Raw genomic sequence first — 14,895 nt, 5'->3', positions numbered from 1 at the left:
CGAATGCTCGGCCTAGCCGCGAACGGCCGCGGCCATGCCCGAACTGGTCAGTGCCGCTGCCTTGATTAGGCCGGCGGCAAGTGCCGCGCCTACTCCCTCGCCGTGGCCGACGCCGAGGTCAAGCAAGGGGCGAAGGCCAAGGCGCTCGGCGGCCTGCGCATGCGCGGGCTCCGGCGACAGGCCGGCGAGAAGGCAATGATCCAGCGCGGCAGGATTGGCGGCATGCAGGACCGCTGCGGCTGCCGTTGCCGCAACTCCGTCGAGCAGCACGGGGATTCTCTGCATCCGTGCCGCAAGGATGGCGCCGGCTATCGCCGCGAACTCACGGCCACCGAGCCGGCGCAGCACCTCCAACGGTTCATCGAGATGGCCGGCGTGGAAAGCCAGCGCCGCATCGACCACCTCCGCCTTGCGCGCCTGCATCGCCGCATCGGCGCCGGAGCCCGGGCCGACCCAATCGGTGCCCTTGCCGCCCAACACGGCCGCGAACAGGGCCGCGGCGACGGTGGAATTGCCGACGCCCAGATCGCCGAGGCAAAGCAGGTCGGCGCCGCCGGCGATCGCCTCCATGCCGAAGGCCATGGTCGCGGCGCAACCCCGCTCGTCGAGTGCGGCATCCTGCGTGATGTCGGCTGTCGGAATATGCAAGGCGAGATCGAAAACCTTCAGCCCGAGGTCGTTGGCGACGCAGACCTGGTTGATCGCTGCACCGCCGGCCGCACACAGTTCGACGGCGTTGGCGGTCGCCGCCACGACTCTCGGCGAAACGCCGTGCCTGACAACACCATGGTTGCCGGCAAAGACCGCGACCAGAGGCCGCGTCACTGCCGGCGGCGCACGGCCGCTCCATGCTGCCAGCCAGGCAGCGATATCCTCGATGCGACCAAGCGAGTTCCTTGGCTTGTCCGCCTTGGCGAACAGCGTTCGCACACGGGCCTCGGCTGTCGTGTCGGCCGCCGGCAGGTTGGCCAGCAGGTTACGGAAATCGTCGAAGGGCTGTGCTCTGGTCATGTCGTGGAAATCGTCCTTGCAGATGGCAGCGGCATAGCCGCCCTCGTGCGCCGGCACAACCTCCCGCGCCTGATGTAAAAGCGGCCGCGGGCGACGCATTCCCGAGGGCTTGCAAAGGCCATGCCGTTGCACCATGTGGAAGTCAGCCAAGGAAACATTCATGACGGCCATCGAATCCCCATGCATTCTGGTCTGTTCGATCGATATGAAGACCGGTTTCTGTTTCGGGTGCGGCCGCACCCGGGACGAGATCGGCGCTTGGATCGACATGACGGCGCAGGCGCGCCGTGACGTCATGGCCCAACTGCCTGCAAGGCTGGAGACGGTCGAGCGCCGGCCGCGCCGCGAAACCCGCCGCACCCGTATGGCACGGGAACGCGACGCGCTCTCGTGAACGGATTGCCGACATGAACCGCCTGTTCTGGATCCTGATGCTCGTCATCGGCGTCGGCGCGGTGCTGCTGATGTTCAACGATTCCGCCGGCAATACGCTCGGCGTCGAGAACGATGATTTCGGCCGGTTGATCTGGCTGGGCGCCTTCGGCGCGCTCATCGGCGCCGGCCTTCTAAGGTCGGGCCGCCCGCTCAGCGCCATGGCGCGCAATCTCGGCGCGTGGGCGGCGATCGCGCTCGCGCTGATCGCCGGCTATCAATATCGCTACGAATTGCAGGATTTCGCCAACCGGGTAACCGCTGGCCTTGTTCCCGGCAGCCCGCTGGCGCTGGGCATCGAGGACGGCCATGCCACCGTGACGCTCGACAAGGCCGACAATGGCCATTTCGAGGCGCGCATCCTGATCAACGGCGCGCCAGTGCGCACGGTGGTCGACACAGGAGCGACCAGCACCGTGTTGACGTCGCAGGACGCCCAGGCAGCCGGGATCAATCCCGCCGCTCTCGATTTCACCATACCGGTCTCGACCGCCAACGGCACGGCGCGCGCCGCGGCTGTGAAAACCAACGAACTGGCCATCGGCGGCATCGTGCGAAAGAATATGCCGGTGATGGTCGCGGCACCCGGTATGCTTGGCCAGAGCCTGCTCGGCATGAACTTCATCAGTTCGCTGTCCGGCTTCGACGTGCGCGGCGACCGGATGACCCTCCGGGATTGACGTTCGGCAAAAGCGGTTCAGGCGGCCTTGTCGACCGCCCCGCTGAGGTCGACCGCGGCGAACGCCGTCTTCAGCACCTGCGGCCCAGCGCCGGGGCGCGTTGCATCCGTGGAGAGGATCTGGCGGTAGCGGCGGGCACCAGGCAATCCATGGAATAGCCCGACCATGTGGCGGGTGACATGACCGAGCCGCCCGCCCTGTTCGACATGGCGTGCGGCGTAGCCGGCCATGACGTCGATCAGCGCGGCGAAATCGAAGGGAACGGTCCGCTCTCCATAAAACATGGAATCGACGCCGGTCAGAATGCCTGGAGTATGGTAGGCGGCGCGGCCGAGCATGGCGCCGTCGAGGTGCTGGAGATGCGTCCGCGCCTCTTCAAGCGATTGAATGCCGCCATTGATGCCGATGAATTCGCTCGATTTTCTCGTCTTCAGCCGATAGACGCGACCGTAGTCGAGCGGCGGGATGTCGCGGTTTTCCTTGGGGCTCAGCCCCTCCAGCCATGCCTTGCGTGCATGCACCCAAAGGGCGTCGGCGCCGGCCGCGAAAACACCGTCTGCAAGCGCATCCAGCGCCGGCTCGGGATCCTGCTCGTCGACGCCGATGCGGCATTTGACGGTTACGGGAATGGTCACCGCCGCCTTCATCGCCGCGACACAGTCGGCGACGAGGTCAGGCACCTTCATCAGGCAGGCGCCGAACGTACCGGACTGGACGCGGTCCGACGGGCAGCCGACATTGAGGTTGATTTCCTCGTAGCCGAAAGCCTGGCCGATGCGCCCCGCCTCGGCCAGCTTCCCCGGATCGGAGCCGCCGAGCTGCAGCGCGACCGGATGTTCCGCATCGTCGAAACCGAGCAGGCGCTCGCGCGCGCCCTGGATGACCGCGTCCGCCACCACCATCTCGGTGTAGAGCAACGCACGGCGAGTCAGCTGGCGATGGAAGAACCGGCAATGGCGGTCCGTCCAATCCATCATCGGGGCGATTGCCACCTTATGCTCTTGGTAGCTCGACATTTTTAGCGTCAATTGGTTGGTTGATGCGGGCGGCATGGCCACCGATCATCATATCGGCGACATATGCGAAGTAGGCAAGCCCCTCGCTCGAGCAGTAAGTCTGAAGGCGGTCCTTCTGCGCCTGCCAAATCCTATGGCCTGAGTGCTGTCTTCTCGTTTTTTCGAGTGCTGGGCGAAATCGCTCCAAGAAATCGGAAGCTTGCACCCCCTTGCTACACCGCAGGAGAGCGGCACGCCGTTTTGCGACCTGGTCGATAGTCTTTCAACTGCGGCGAACAAGACGGGGGACCGCCTTTCCAGGATTGGCTGCTTTCCGAAGTTGCCGACCACAAGCAGATGGTGGCCATCCTGGGCCGCGCCGCATTAGGCGTTCGCCGACGCCATGGCAAACGGACAAACAGTCGATCGGCGCCGGGGGTCGGCGCCGATTTTCGACTACAGCCGGTTCAGAACGTTACCGCCGCAGCGCGTACACGCGCCCAGCTGGCTCGCTGCCCACCGACAAGGCCATGTCGTCATCCAGAAGCCGCGTGATCCGGGCGAAGCCGGTGAACGCCTTCCTGGCTTCTTCAGCCGACATCTGCCCCGACAGGGCGGCCGCGCAGCAGTTCAGCGCGCATTGATAGACAGGGCCACGTCGCCCGGTCGGCCATTTACGCAAAAACATCATGGCCTCGGCAACACTGTCGATTTCCTCGATAGGGTGTCCCTGCCCGCGTGAAATCCGCACGGGCGAAAAAAAATGCAAATAGTCCATCATATCCTCCCGCTCGGTCGCGACGTGTTCGACCGAACCCCATCAAACGCGCCATCATCCACTTGGTTCCATAAAAAACGTACGCTTGGCAAAAAAAGGGCAGGTTTGCCCGCCGCGGCTCCGATGTCGTCGCGTCGGCGCTTGAAAGCGCCACGAACCCGACTCGCCGATCAGAGGGCAAGCATCATGCCGCGCGACAATGGCGATCCCCATTGAATATCTTTAAGGCCAAAGCCGGCAAATCAGCCGATTGCCCCTTCCCTCGCGTCAGGCGTAACCTTGACGGTCAACGCGTGAGGGCGCGTGCTGCAAGAAGGGGACAATTGCAATGACGATACAAGGCGCATCGCCGGATCTATATAACGAAGATCTCGCACCGGCCAAGATACGAAACTGGGGACCATTCTCGATCTTCAACGTCTGGACGTCGGACGTGCACAGCCTCTGGGGTTACTATCTCGCCGCCAGCCTTTTCCTGTTCTGCGGCGGTTTCGTCAACTTCATCATCGCCATCGGCATCGGCTCGCTCGTCATCTACGCGCTGATGAACATGGTCGGTTATGCCGGCGTGAAGACCGGCGTGCCTTACCCAGTGCTCGCCCGCGCCTCGTTCGGCATATGGGGCGCCAACATACCGGCGCTGGTGCGCGCCATCGTCGCCTGCTTCTGGTACGGCGCACAGACGGCGGCCGCTTCCGGCGCCATTGTCGCGCTGCTGATCCGCTCGCAATGGTTCGCCGATTTCAACGCCAACACCCATTTCCTCGGCCACTCCGGGCTGGAAGTGATCTGCTTCGCGGTCATCTGGGCGCTGCAGCTGCTGATTATCCAGAACGGCATGGAGACGGTGCGCCGCTTCCAGGATTGGGCCGGGCCAGCCGTGTGGGTGATGATGCTGATCCTGGCCGTCTATCTCTGTGTCAAAGCCGGGACCTTCGCCTTCACCAGTGACATTCCGATGGAGGTGCTGCTCGAAAAGACCAAGGATGCGGGCGTGCCAGGTACGCCGGGATCGTGGACGTCGCTGTTCGCCGTCGCCGCGATCTGGGTGACCTATTTTTCGGCCCTCTATCTCAACTTCTGCGATTTCGCCCGCTATGCACCGGACAAGGCATCGCTGCGCAAGGGCAATATCTGGGGCCTGCCGATCAATCTCATCCTGTTCTCGCTGGTCGCTGGCGTCACCACCATTGCCGCTTACGACGTCTATCACGAGGTGCTGCTGCACCCCGACCAGATATCGGCGAAATTCGGCAGCTGGTTCTTGGCCGCGCTCGCCGCCTTGACCTTCGCGGTGGCGACGCTCGGCATCAATGTCGTGGCCAACTTCGTCTCGCCGGCCTTCGACTTCTCCAACGTCTTCCCGCGCCAGATCGACTTCAAGAAGGGCGGCTACATCGCGGCACTGATCGCGCTCGTGCTCTATCCCTTCGCGCCTTGGGAAGGCAGCGCTGCGTCCTTCGTCAACATCATCGGCGCGACAATGGGGCCGATCTTCGGCGTCATGATGGTCGACTACTACCTGATCCGGAAGGGCGAGGTCGACGTCGAAGCGCTTTATCGCGAGGATGGCGAGTTCCGCTTCCAGGGCGGCTGGCATGTCAATGCCTTCATCGCTGCCGGCATTGGCGCCGTCTTCTCCTCGATCCTGCCGAACTTCACCAATTGGCTGCCATCCTGGTGGGGCGTCTATGGCTGGTTCTTCGGCGTCGGGATTGCCGGCATCATCTACTACGTGCTGCGCACCGCGGCCGTGGGTGCCGGCGCCAAGACAGCGAAGGCCTGAAATGGGCAGTAGGCAGGAAAGGTAGGGAAAGCAGACGGCTTCCCCCTACTGCCTACTGCCTACTGCCTACTGCCTACTGCCTACTTCTACCATCTCGGCGAGCCGGCGCACCGTGTTCCAGTTGCGCGACGTACCGACGCCCAGGCGTTTGTGATTGGCGGCCGCGAGCAGCCGTGAACTCGGTCGTGCCCGCGAAAAGACGACCCAGATGTCGCCGCCGCGTGACATCACCTTCTCATCGGCGGCGGCATAGGTCTCGAGCGCCGCCGCCGCATTATCGGGCACGGGCTTGCGCATTATCCGGACCGCCACCTGGTCACCGGTCTCGGCGGATTCAGCCGGAAACGGATTGCCGGCCGCGAGCCTCAGCCAATCTTCGGCAGCGCGCACGATGATATCGACATGTCGGCCGAAAGCTTTTTTGAAGGCGGCCTCCAGACGCTGCTCGAGACCGGCGACGTCCGTCGCCGGCGCCTCGAAGACAAGATTGCCCGTCGCCACGAGCGTACGGACATTCTTCAGCCCGAGGCCTTCCGCCATCGCCCTCAGGTCGGACATCACGACCCGGCGCCCTTCTCCCAGGACGATGCTGTAGAGAAGGGCGACATAGGTCTGCATCGGTTGCCGAACCCCGCCTGGCGCGCCTATACCAGGCGCGATTGTTCGACCGCCGCCTCGATGAAGCTGGCGAACAGCGGATGCGGGTCGAGCGGCCGGCTCTTCAGCTCGGGGTGGTATTGCACGCCGATGAACCAGGGATGGTCGGGGTATTCGACCGTTTCGGGCAGCACGCCGTCGGGCGACATGCCGGCAAACACCAGGCCGCAATCCTCCAGCCGCTGCTTATAGTCGATATTGACCTCGTAGCGGTGGCGGTGACGCTCGGAAATCTGAGTATCGCCATAAATGTCGGCGATCTTGGAACCCTTGGCGAGCTCGGCCTGATAGGCGCCGAGCCGCATCGTGCCGCCGAGATCGCCGGTTGCCCGGCGCTTCTCCAGCATGTTGCCCTTCAGCCACTCCGTCATCAGGCCGACGACCGGCTCCTTGGTCGGGCCGAACTCGGTCGAGGAGGCCTCGTCGACCCCGGCCAGGGACCGCGCCGCCTCGATACAGGCCATCTGCATGCCGAAGCAGATGCCGAAATACGGCACCTTGCGCTCACGCGCGAACTTCGCCGCCAGGATCTTGCCTTCCGAGCCGCGCTCGCCGAAACCGCCGGGCACCAGGATGCCATGCACCTTTTCCAGCCAGGGCGCCGGATCCTCCTTCTCGAAGATTTCCGATTCGATCCAGTCGAGCTTGACCTTGACGTGGTTGGCCAGACCGCCATGCGACAGCGCCTCGATCAGCGATTTGTAGGCGTCCTTGAGGCCGGTATATTTGCCGACGATGGCGATGGTCACCTCGCCTTCCGGATTGTGGATGCGGTTGGACACGGCCTGCCACGGCTCCATGCGCGGCTTCGGCGCAGGGTCGATACCGAACGCGGCCAGCACTTCCGAATCGAGCCCTTCCTTGTGGTAAGCCATCGGCACGTCGTAGATGTGCGGCACGTCGAGCGCCTGGATGACCGCGCTCTCCCTGACATTGCAGAACAGCGACAGTTTTCTACGCTCTTCCTTGGGAATGGCCCGGTCGGCGCGGACGAGCAGGATGTCGGGCGCGATGCCGATACCGCGCAGCTCCTTGACCGAATGCTGGGTCGGCTTGGTCTTCAATTCGCCCGCGGTCGGGATATAGGGCATCAGCGTCAGATGCACATAGACGGCGTTGTTGCGCGGCAGGTCGTTGCCGAGCTGGCGGATCGCCTCCAGGAAAGGCATCGCCTCGATGTCGCCCACGGTGCCGCCGATTTCGCACAGCACGAAATCATAGTCGTCATTGCCGTCGAGGACGAAATTCTTGATCTCGTCGGTGACGTGCGGGATGACCTGCACGGTGGCGCCGAGGTAGTCGCCGCGCCGCTCGCGCTCGATGATGTTCTTGTAGATGCGGCCGGTGGTGATGTTGTCCTGCTGGTTGGCGGAACGGCCAGTGAACCGCTCGTAATGGCCAAGATCGAGATCGGTCTCGGCGCCGTCATCGGTGACGAACACCTCGCCATGCTGATACGGCGACATCGTGCCCGGATCGACATTGAGGTAGGGATCGAGTTTTTTGATGCGTGCGCGATAGCCCCGCGCCTGCAAGAGAGCCCCTAGGGCCGCTGCGGCAATGCCTTTTCCAAGTGAGGAAACCACGCCGCCTGTGATGAATACATATCGCGCCATGGGAGTCATCGCTTAACGCGGCCGGATTGATTCCGCCAGAGAAAAAACCGCCGCTAAGGCTTTTTCCCAAGAAGGCGCTCGAACCGTGATCCGAAAATGGGATCCGGTTTTCGGATAGGCCCATGTCGAACGGGCTGGCCCGTTCCACTGGAACGCGACCGAGAGCGAGGCAAAACAAAAGGGCCGGCTGAACCGGCCCTTTTGGCAAGCTGCTGCAAACGTCAGATGATGACGACCTTGGTGCCGACCTTGACGCGGCTGTAGAGGTCCATGACGTGCTCGTTCATCATGCGGAAACAGCCATTGGAAGCGCTGGTTCCGATCGACTGCGGCGCGATGGTGCCGTGGATGCGCAGATGCGTGTCCTTCTTGCCGTCATAGAGGTAGATGGCGCGGGCGCCGAGCGGATTCTGGCCGCCGCCGGGCATGCCGTCCTTGTACTGGGCATAATGCTTGGGCTCGCGCTTCTGCATGTCCAGCGTCGGGATCCAGCGTGGCCACTCCTGCTTGTCGCCGACCGCCACGGTGCCCTTGAACTGCAATCCTTCGCGGCCGACCGCGATGGCGTAGCGGCGGGCGGTGGACGATGATTCCACCAGATAGAGCCGGCGGGCACTGGTATCGATGACGATCGTGCCGGCCTCGTAACCGGTGAATTCCACGTCCTGTGGCACGAACTCCGGCTTCACCTTGAACGGCTTCTTGGCGTTTTTCCTGGCGAGCGCCGAATCCAGCGCACGGGTCTCAGGCAGATAGTTAATCGAGGACGATGCCATCTGGCCGCCAAACAGTCCGGCGAACAGGCCGCCGCCGGTGCGCTGTTTCTGGCCAGGCAGCTCGCTGCGCAATTCGCCATTATTGCCGGTCAGCGCAACGTTCATCACCTCGGCCGATTCCGGTTCGGCCGAAGGAATCGGCTCGATCGGCGTCAACGGCTCGATGATCTTCGTGATCTTCTTGGCCGGCTTGGCCGCGGCCACTTCGGTCGCCGGGGCAGTCTTGCCTTTCTTGGCCAGGAACGCCTGCCGTTCCGCCTCGGCCTTCGCTTTCGCCGCCTCGCGCATCGCCATCTTCCTGGCTTCCAGCGCCTTGGCCTTGGCGGCTTCCTTGTCGGCAACGATCTTGGCCTCGATCTTTTTGATCTGGGCGAGATCGTCCGGTGTCGGATTTTTCTTCTTCTTGAGAAGCCTCAACTGCGCCGCATCGCTCTTGGCTGCGACGTTGATGGCATCGGTCTTGCCGACCGACTGATTGGCGGCCAAATTGGCTGGCACGCCGGCGAAAGCCGGGGAGCTCATGCCGAGTGCGGCGCAAAGTCCCAGGAAGATGAAGCTGCGAAGCTGCATGGCCAAGATCCGATCGTTCAATATTTGTTGCCCACGGCGTCGCCCGGCATCCCCCAAGGACACCGAAAATGCCGCGCGCAATCTATAGTCGAATAAGCGCGGGCGCCTCAAGCGCGAGGCCGCTGCACTTCCCGTCGAATCTTCGTGATGCCGCCGCATTTGCCGCGACTGTGGTCAAACGACAACAGATCGGCTGAGTGTAAGAGATCAGAGCGGGCCGAGAGCCCGGCGGCGAGGACCGGAACCGAGCGCAGTTCGGTTGTAACGACGCAGAATGCGGCGTTCGCACGCCGGCGCTCCCTGTCAGATAGCCCTTGAACGAACCCGGATTATTGGTTCGGAACCTGCGGCGCCGCGGGCGCGGTGCTGGCGCCGTTGGTCGCCGGCGACGTCGAGCCGGCGGCGGGCGGCGTGGCCGGAGGCGTTGTCGCGGCTCCGTTGCCGGAAGGCGGCGTCGGCGCCGCGTTGCCGGAAGGCGGCGTCGGGGTGGTCGTGCCAGGCAATTGGTTGAGTACGCCCTTGCCGGCGCCGTCCGATGTTGCGGGAACGCGGTCGAGAATGTCGATCGGCTTCTCGCCGTAGCGGGCAATGATCGACAAGGTCAGCGACGTCACGAAGAAAGCGGCCGCCAGAATCGCCGTCGCCCGGGTCAGCGCATTGGCGGCGCCGCGCGCCGTCATGAAGCCAGATCCGCCACCAATGCCAAGGCCGCCGCCTTCGGAGCGCTGCAGCAGCACAACGCCGACAAGGGCCAGAACGACCATGAGATGGATGACGATCAGTACGGTTTGCATAGTTTATCCTGGCAATGCCCTGCCCGGCCGCGGACACGACCGGGGAATTGGAGGCGGCTCAATACAATGCTTTCACGGCATTTCCAAGCCCGTGGCCGGAATATGGGAAGCAAGGCGTCCTTTACAACGATTTCCCGTGCGCCGCGCCCGCTTCGGCGCCGCGCGAAGTCATCAGGAGATGCTGCGATAGGCTTCCGCGATGCCCAGGAAGTCGGCCGCTTTCAGGCTGGCCCCGCCAACCAGCGCGCCGTCGACATTCCTGACCCCAAGCAGTTCCACTGCATTGGACGGCTTGACCGAACCGCCATAGAGAATGCGCATCTTGCCCGCGGCGGCGCCGAGCTTCTCCGACAATTTTTCGCGAATATGCGCATGCGCTTCGGCTACATCGGCGACGGTCGGGGTCAGGCCGGTGCCGATCGCCCACACCGGCTCATAGGCAATGATCGTGTTGGACGCGGTAGCGCTTGCCGGCACCGAACCGGCAACTTGGCGTGACAGCACGTCCAGCGTCGCGCCCGCTTCGCGCTCCTGCCGCGTCTCGCCGATGCAGACAATGGCTACAAGCCCGGCGCGCCAGGCTGCGGAGGCCTTTGCCTGAACTGTGGCATCATCCTCGCCGCGCTGTTCGCGGCATTCGGAATGGCCGACGATGACGTGGGTCGCGCCCGCATCCTTCAGCATCTCCGCGGAGATGCACCCGGTGTAGGCGCCGCTCTCCTTGGCGTGGCAATCCTCACCGCCGGCATGAACCGGCGTACGCGACAGAATCTCGGCGGCATGGGCGAGCAAGGTCGCGGGAACGCAGACCAGCGCCTCGGTGTCTGCGTCGAGCCCGCTCATGAAACCGTTGCCGATCATCCTGAGTTCGTTGAGCGAGGCGCTGGTACCGTTCATTTTCCAGTTGCCTGCGACGAGCGGGCGAATTCCTGGCGTCATCGTTTGCTTCTCCGGGTGACATTCGGCTGGCGTTCTCACTACCAAAATCAAGCCACAAAGCAATCGACAGTGGACCGGAAGGGCGCTATTGCGCTTGTTTCAGACTCGGCGCATCCGAAAATGCGCATAAATCGGAAGTAACGATGCTTGGTGTATTGAGAAGCGCGGCGGGCACCTGGGTCGCGAAGTTACTGCTTTCGCTGCTGGTGGTCAGTTTTGCGGTCTGGGGCGTATCGGGACGGCTGATGGGTGGCCTTGCCGGCCACGACTCCGTCATCACGGCCGGCGGCACCAAGGTGTCGATCAACGAATACCGCCTCGCCTATGACCGCCAGCTCGCCGTCATGTCGCAGCAGTTCGGTCAGCGCCTCACCCACGAACAGGCAAAGGCGCTCGGCGTCGACAACCAGGTGTTGGCGCAGCTTGTTTCGGGCGCGGTCCTCGACGAACAGGCTCGCAAGCTCGGCCTTGGCCTGTCCAAGGACCGGCTGGCGGAACTCACCCGCGAGGATCCGGCGTTCAAGGGCCCCGGCGGACAGTTCGACCGGAGAGCCTTCGAATACAGGCTGCGTGAGGTCGGCATGCGCCCGGAGGATTATTTGAAGAATCGTGCCCAGGTCGCGGTGCGCCAGCAGATCGTCGAGGCGGTTTCGGACGGCCTCAAGGCGCCTGACACCTTCTTCAAGGCGGTGGCCCTGTACCGTGGCGAGGATCGTACGGTCGACTATCTGACCTTGCCGAAGGCGCTGGTCGAACCCATCGAGGCGCCGAGCGACAGCGCGCTGCAGGCCTATTTCGAGGCCAACAAGAAGACCTATGCCGCGCCCGAATACCGCAAGTTTTCCTATGTCAGGCTCGAGCCGCAGGACATCATGGACACGAGCTCTGTGACCGACGCCCAGGTCAGCGACGACTACAACAAGAACAAGGCGCGCTACACCACTCCCGAGATGCGCACCATAGAGCAGCTTGTGTTCAAGACGCCGGACGAGGCCAAGGCCGCGCTCGATTCGTTGAAGTCCGGCGCAACCTTCGACAAGCTCGTCACTGCGGAAGGCAAGACCCCGGCCGACACGCTGCTCGGAACGCTCGCCAAGGACAAGATCGCCGACAAGGCGGTCGCCGACGCTGCTTTTGCGCTCAACGTCAATGAGGTCAGCCCTGTCGTGCAGGGTGCCTTTGGTCCCGTGCTGCTGCGCGTCACCGAGATCAAGCCCGAAGTCGTGAAGCCGCTGGCCGAAGTGTCGGACCAGATCCGCAAGGACCTGGCGCTGGGCGAGGCAAACCGCATCCTTCTGGACGTGCATGATAATTACGAGGACAGTCGCGCCGCCGGCAGTTCGCTGGCCGACGCCGCCGCCAAGCTGAAGCTGAAGGTCGTCACTGTCGACGCGATCGATCGCAGTGGCCTGCGGCCCGATGGCTCCATCGTCAAGGATCTGCCGGAATCGCCGGCCCTGATCAAGGCTGCCTTCGATGCCGAACCGAATACTGAAAACGAGGCGCTGACCACGGCCGATAACGGCTTCATTTTCTATGAAGTGGCTTCGATCACGCCGGCCCGCGACCGCACGCTGGACGAAGTTCGCCAGAAGGTCGTTGCCGACTGGACCGCGGCCGAGACGGCCAAGCGGCTGACCGCCAAGGCGCAGGAGCTGGAAAAGCGGCTCAAGGCCGGCGCAACGCTCGACGTCATTGCCGGCGAGCTCAAGCTGGAAAAGCAGACCAAGCGTGGCCTGAAGCGCGAAGCCGACGACGCCGATTTCGGCAAGGAAGGTGCAGCGGTGATGTTCGGCGTCGGCGAAGGCGGCACCGGCTTGATCCCCTCTCCCACCAGCGACGCGCAAATCCTGTTCAAGGTCGCCGAGGTGTTCGAACCCGCCGGGGCCGATGCCAGTTCGGTGCCCGAGGACGCGCGCAAGTCCTTCACCTCCGGCATGTCGGACGATCTGCTCGACCAGTTGGTGGCGCAGTTGCAGACGCAGTACGGCGTCCGCGTCGACCAGGCTGCCGTTGCCCAAGCCTCGACAAGATGAGCGCGCTGAAAACCCATATCGCCAAGGTCGCGACCGGCACCGCCCTGTCCTTCGACGAGGCGCGCGAGGCCTTCGACATCATCATGTCGGGCGATGCTACGCCCGGCCAGATCGGCGGCTTTCTGATGGCGTTGCGTGTGCGCGGCGAAACGGTGGACGAGATTTCGGGCGCCGTCGCCACCATGCGCGCCAAGATGCTTCGCGTCGACGCACCTGTCGGCGCCATCGACATCGTTGGCACCGGCGGCGACAATTCGCACTCCGTCAACATCTCGACGGCATCCGCTTTCGTCATCGCCGCCAGCGGGGTTCCGGTCGCCAAGCATGGCAATCGCGGGTTGTCTTCGCTGACCGGTGCGGCCGACGTCCTGACCGCGCTCGGCGTCAAGATCGACCTCACGCCGCAGGCCATCGGCCGCTGCATCCACGAGGCTGGTGTCGGCTTCATGTTCGCGCCGGCACATCACCCGGCGATGAAGCATGTCGGCCCGACCCGCGTGGAGCTCGGCACCAGGACCATCTTCAACTTGCTCGGTCCGCTCTCCAACCCGGCCGACGTGCGCCGGCAAATGGTCGGCGTATTCATGCCGGAATGGATCATACCGGTGGCCCAGACGCTGAAGGCGCTGGGCACCGAGCATGCCTGGGTCGTTCATGGTGACGGCTACGACGAGATCACCACCACGGGTGAAACGCATGTCGCCGAACTGATCGGCGGCGAGATCCGCACCTTCACCTTGACGCCCGAAGCGGTTGGCCTGACCCGTCACACCAAGGAAGAACTGCGCGGCGGCGACGCTGCCTACAACGCCGAGGCGTTGCGCGCTATGCTGGGTGGCGCCGTGGGCGCTTTTCGCGACACCGTGCTGATGAACGCCGGCGGCGGCTTGGTGGTGGCGGGCAAGGCGACGACGCTCGCCGACGGCATGGCGACGGCAGTGCAAGCCATCGACAGCGGCCGGGCGCTGCAGGTGCTCGACCGGCTGGTCGAGATTTCGAACGGTTAGACAGATGTCGGACATCCTGCGCAAGATCGAGGCCTACAAGCGCGACGAGATCGCGACGGCCAAGGCGCGCGTGCCGCTGGCCGAGATCAAGGCGCGGGCGAAAGACACTGACGCGCCGCGCGGCTTTCTCACGGCGCTTGAGGCGAAGCGCAGATCCGGCGGCTTCGCTCTGATTGCCGAGATCAAGAAGGCAAGCCCGTCCAAGGGCTTGATCCGCGCCGACTTCGATCCGCCAGCGCTCGCGCGGGCCTATGCAAAGGGCGGCGCCGCCTGTCTTTCGGTGCTGACCGACGCACCGTCTTTCCAGGGCGCGCCGGAATTTCTCACCAAGGCAAGAGCCGCCGTCACCCTGCCCGCGCTGCGCAAGGATTTTCTGTTCGATCCTTATCAGGTCCATGAAGCTCGCGCCTGGGGGGCGGACGCCATCCTGATCATCATGGCCAGCGTAGATGATGATTTGGCGAGCGAGCTTGAAGCGACGGCATTCGAACTCGGCATGGATGCGCTGATCGAGGTCCACGACGAGGCCGAGACGGAGCGCGCACTGAAGCTGTCGTCGCAATTAATCGGCATCAACAACCGTAATCTGCGGACATTCGAGACCCGTCTCGAAACCTCGGAACGACTGCGGGCGATGATTCCGGGCGGTTACTTGCTGGTCAGCGAAAGCGGCATCTTCTCTCATGACGACTGCCTCAGATTGCAGAAGAGCGACATCGGCACCTTCCTGGTCGGCGAAAGTTTGATGCGCCAGCAGGATGTGACCGCGGCAACGCGCGCGCTGCTCACCGGCAAGGCAGCGGCCGAGGCCGTCTGAC

General features: G+C 63.8%; 14 protein-coding genes. 6 read left to right on the top strand and 8 right to left on the bottom strand.

Annotation, left to right across the window (positions count from 1 at the left end):
- Positions 1 to 12 precede the first annotated feature (12 nt).
- Positions 13 to 1,011 carry a nicotinate-nucleotide--dimethylbenzimidazole phosphoribosyltransferase gene (locus tag FJ951_RS13310; protein WP_140515466.1) on the bottom strand — a complete coding sequence of 333 codons (999 nt, stop codon included), beginning with the start codon at positions 1,009 to 1,011 and terminating at the stop codon, positions 13 to 15.
- Positions 1,012 to 1,171: 160 nt separating this feature from the next.
- On the opposite strand from FJ951_RS13310, the gene FJ951_RS13305 reads away from it, so the two are divergent.
- Positions 1,172 to 1,405, top strand: a complete 234-nt coding sequence (locus FJ951_RS13305; protein ID WP_140515375.1) for a DUF1289 domain-containing protein — start codon at positions 1,172 to 1,174, stop codon at positions 1,403 to 1,405.
- Between the two features lie 13 nt (positions 1,406 to 1,418).
- Positions 1,419 to 2,123: a TIGR02281 family clan AA aspartic protease gene (locus tag FJ951_RS13300; protein ID WP_140498643.1), complete on the top strand. Its 705-nt coding sequence runs from the start codon at positions 1,419 to 1,421 to the stop codon at positions 2,121 to 2,123.
- 17 nt (positions 2,124 to 2,140) lie between these two features.
- Here FJ951_RS13300 and dusA read toward each other — a convergent pair whose 3' ends face one another.
- Entirely contained in the window at positions 2,141 to 3,139 is a 999-nt protein-coding gene (gene dusA / locus FJ951_RS13295) for a tRNA dihydrouridine(20/20a) synthase DusA (RefSeq protein ID WP_140515374.1), read from the bottom strand.
- Positions 3,140 to 3,593: 454 nt separating this feature from the next.
- The gene (locus tag FJ951_RS13290) at positions 3,594 to 3,896 is read right to left on the bottom strand and encodes a DUF982 domain-containing protein (RefSeq protein ID WP_140498645.1); all 303 of its coding nucleotides are present in this window, start codon (positions 3,894 to 3,896) and stop codon (positions 3,594 to 3,596) included.
- 328 nt (positions 3,897 to 4,224) lie between these two features.
- Here FJ951_RS13290 and FJ951_RS13285 point away from each other — a divergent pair, with 328 nt between their 5' ends.
- The gene (locus FJ951_RS13285) at positions 4,225 to 5,682 is read left to right on the top strand and encodes an NCS1 family nucleobase:cation symporter-1 (RefSeq protein WP_140515373.1); all 1,458 of its coding nucleotides are present in this window, start codon (positions 4,225 to 4,227) and stop codon (positions 5,680 to 5,682) included.
- A 66-nt stretch (positions 5,683 to 5,748) separates the two neighbouring features.
- Here FJ951_RS13285 and FJ951_RS13280 read toward each other — a convergent pair whose 3' ends face one another.
- The 5 genes from FJ951_RS13280 to tpiA form a co-directional block, all read right to left on the bottom strand.
- Positions 5,749 to 6,300 (bottom strand): DUF1697 domain-containing protein, encoded by a 552-nt coding sequence (locus FJ951_RS13280; RefSeq protein WP_140515372.1) that lies wholly within the window; start codon positions 6,298 to 6,300, stop codon positions 5,749 to 5,751.
- A 26-nt stretch (positions 6,301 to 6,326) separates the two neighbouring features.
- Positions 6,327 to 7,964, bottom strand: coding sequence for a CTP synthase (locus FJ951_RS13275; protein ID WP_140515371.1), 1,638 nt, complete (start codon positions 7,962 to 7,964; stop codon positions 6,327 to 6,329).
- A gap of 212 nt (positions 7,965 to 8,176) precedes the next feature.
- The gene (locus tag FJ951_RS13270; protein WP_140498649.1) at positions 8,177 to 9,301 is read right to left on the bottom strand and encodes a L,D-transpeptidase; all 1,125 of its coding nucleotides are present in this window, start codon (positions 9,299 to 9,301) and stop codon (positions 8,177 to 8,179) included.
- A gap of 329 nt (positions 9,302 to 9,630) precedes the next feature.
- A complete protein-coding gene (gene secG / locus FJ951_RS13265; RefSeq protein WP_140515370.1) occupies positions 9,631 to 10,095 on the bottom strand; it encodes a preprotein translocase subunit SecG in 465 nt (154 codons plus the stop codon).
- Between the two features lie 171 nt (positions 10,096 to 10,266).
- Positions 10,267 to 11,034 (bottom strand): triose-phosphate isomerase, encoded by a 768-nt coding sequence (gene tpiA, locus FJ951_RS13260; protein WP_140515369.1) that lies wholly within the window; start codon positions 11,032 to 11,034, stop codon positions 10,267 to 10,269.
- A 143-nt stretch (positions 11,035 to 11,177) separates the two neighbouring features.
- Here tpiA and FJ951_RS13255 point away from each other — a divergent pair, with 143 nt between their 5' ends.
- Genes FJ951_RS13255 through trpC form a run of 3 tightly spaced genes read left to right on the top strand, consistent with a single transcriptional unit; the run spans position 11,178 to position 14,894 of the window.
- Positions 11,178 to 13,070 carry a SurA N-terminal domain-containing protein gene (locus tag FJ951_RS13255; protein WP_140515368.1) on the top strand — a complete coding sequence of 631 codons (1,893 nt, stop codon included), beginning with the start codon at positions 11,178 to 11,180 and terminating at the stop codon, positions 13,068 to 13,070.
- Positions 13,067 to 14,077 carry an anthranilate phosphoribosyltransferase gene (gene trpD / locus FJ951_RS13250; RefSeq protein ID WP_140515367.1) on the top strand — a complete coding sequence of 337 codons (1,011 nt, stop codon included), beginning with the start codon at positions 13,067 to 13,069 and terminating at the stop codon, positions 14,075 to 14,077. Before FJ951_RS13255 ends, trpD begins: the two co-directional genes overlap by 4 nt.
- A gap of 4 nt (positions 14,078 to 14,081) precedes the next feature.
- Entirely contained in the window at positions 14,082 to 14,894 is an 813-nt protein-coding gene (trpC, locus tag FJ951_RS13245) for an indole-3-glycerol phosphate synthase TrpC (RefSeq protein WP_140515366.1), read from the top strand.
- Position 14,895: the final 1 nt, after the last annotated feature.

Source organism: Mesorhizobium sp. B2-2-3, assembly GCF_006442405.1.
GTDB lineage: Bacteria > Pseudomonadota > Alphaproteobacteria > Rhizobiales > Rhizobiaceae > Mesorhizobium.
The sequence above is the reverse complement of the archived record's forward strand: the minus strand, read 5'-3'. Positions and strand labels throughout refer to the sequence as shown.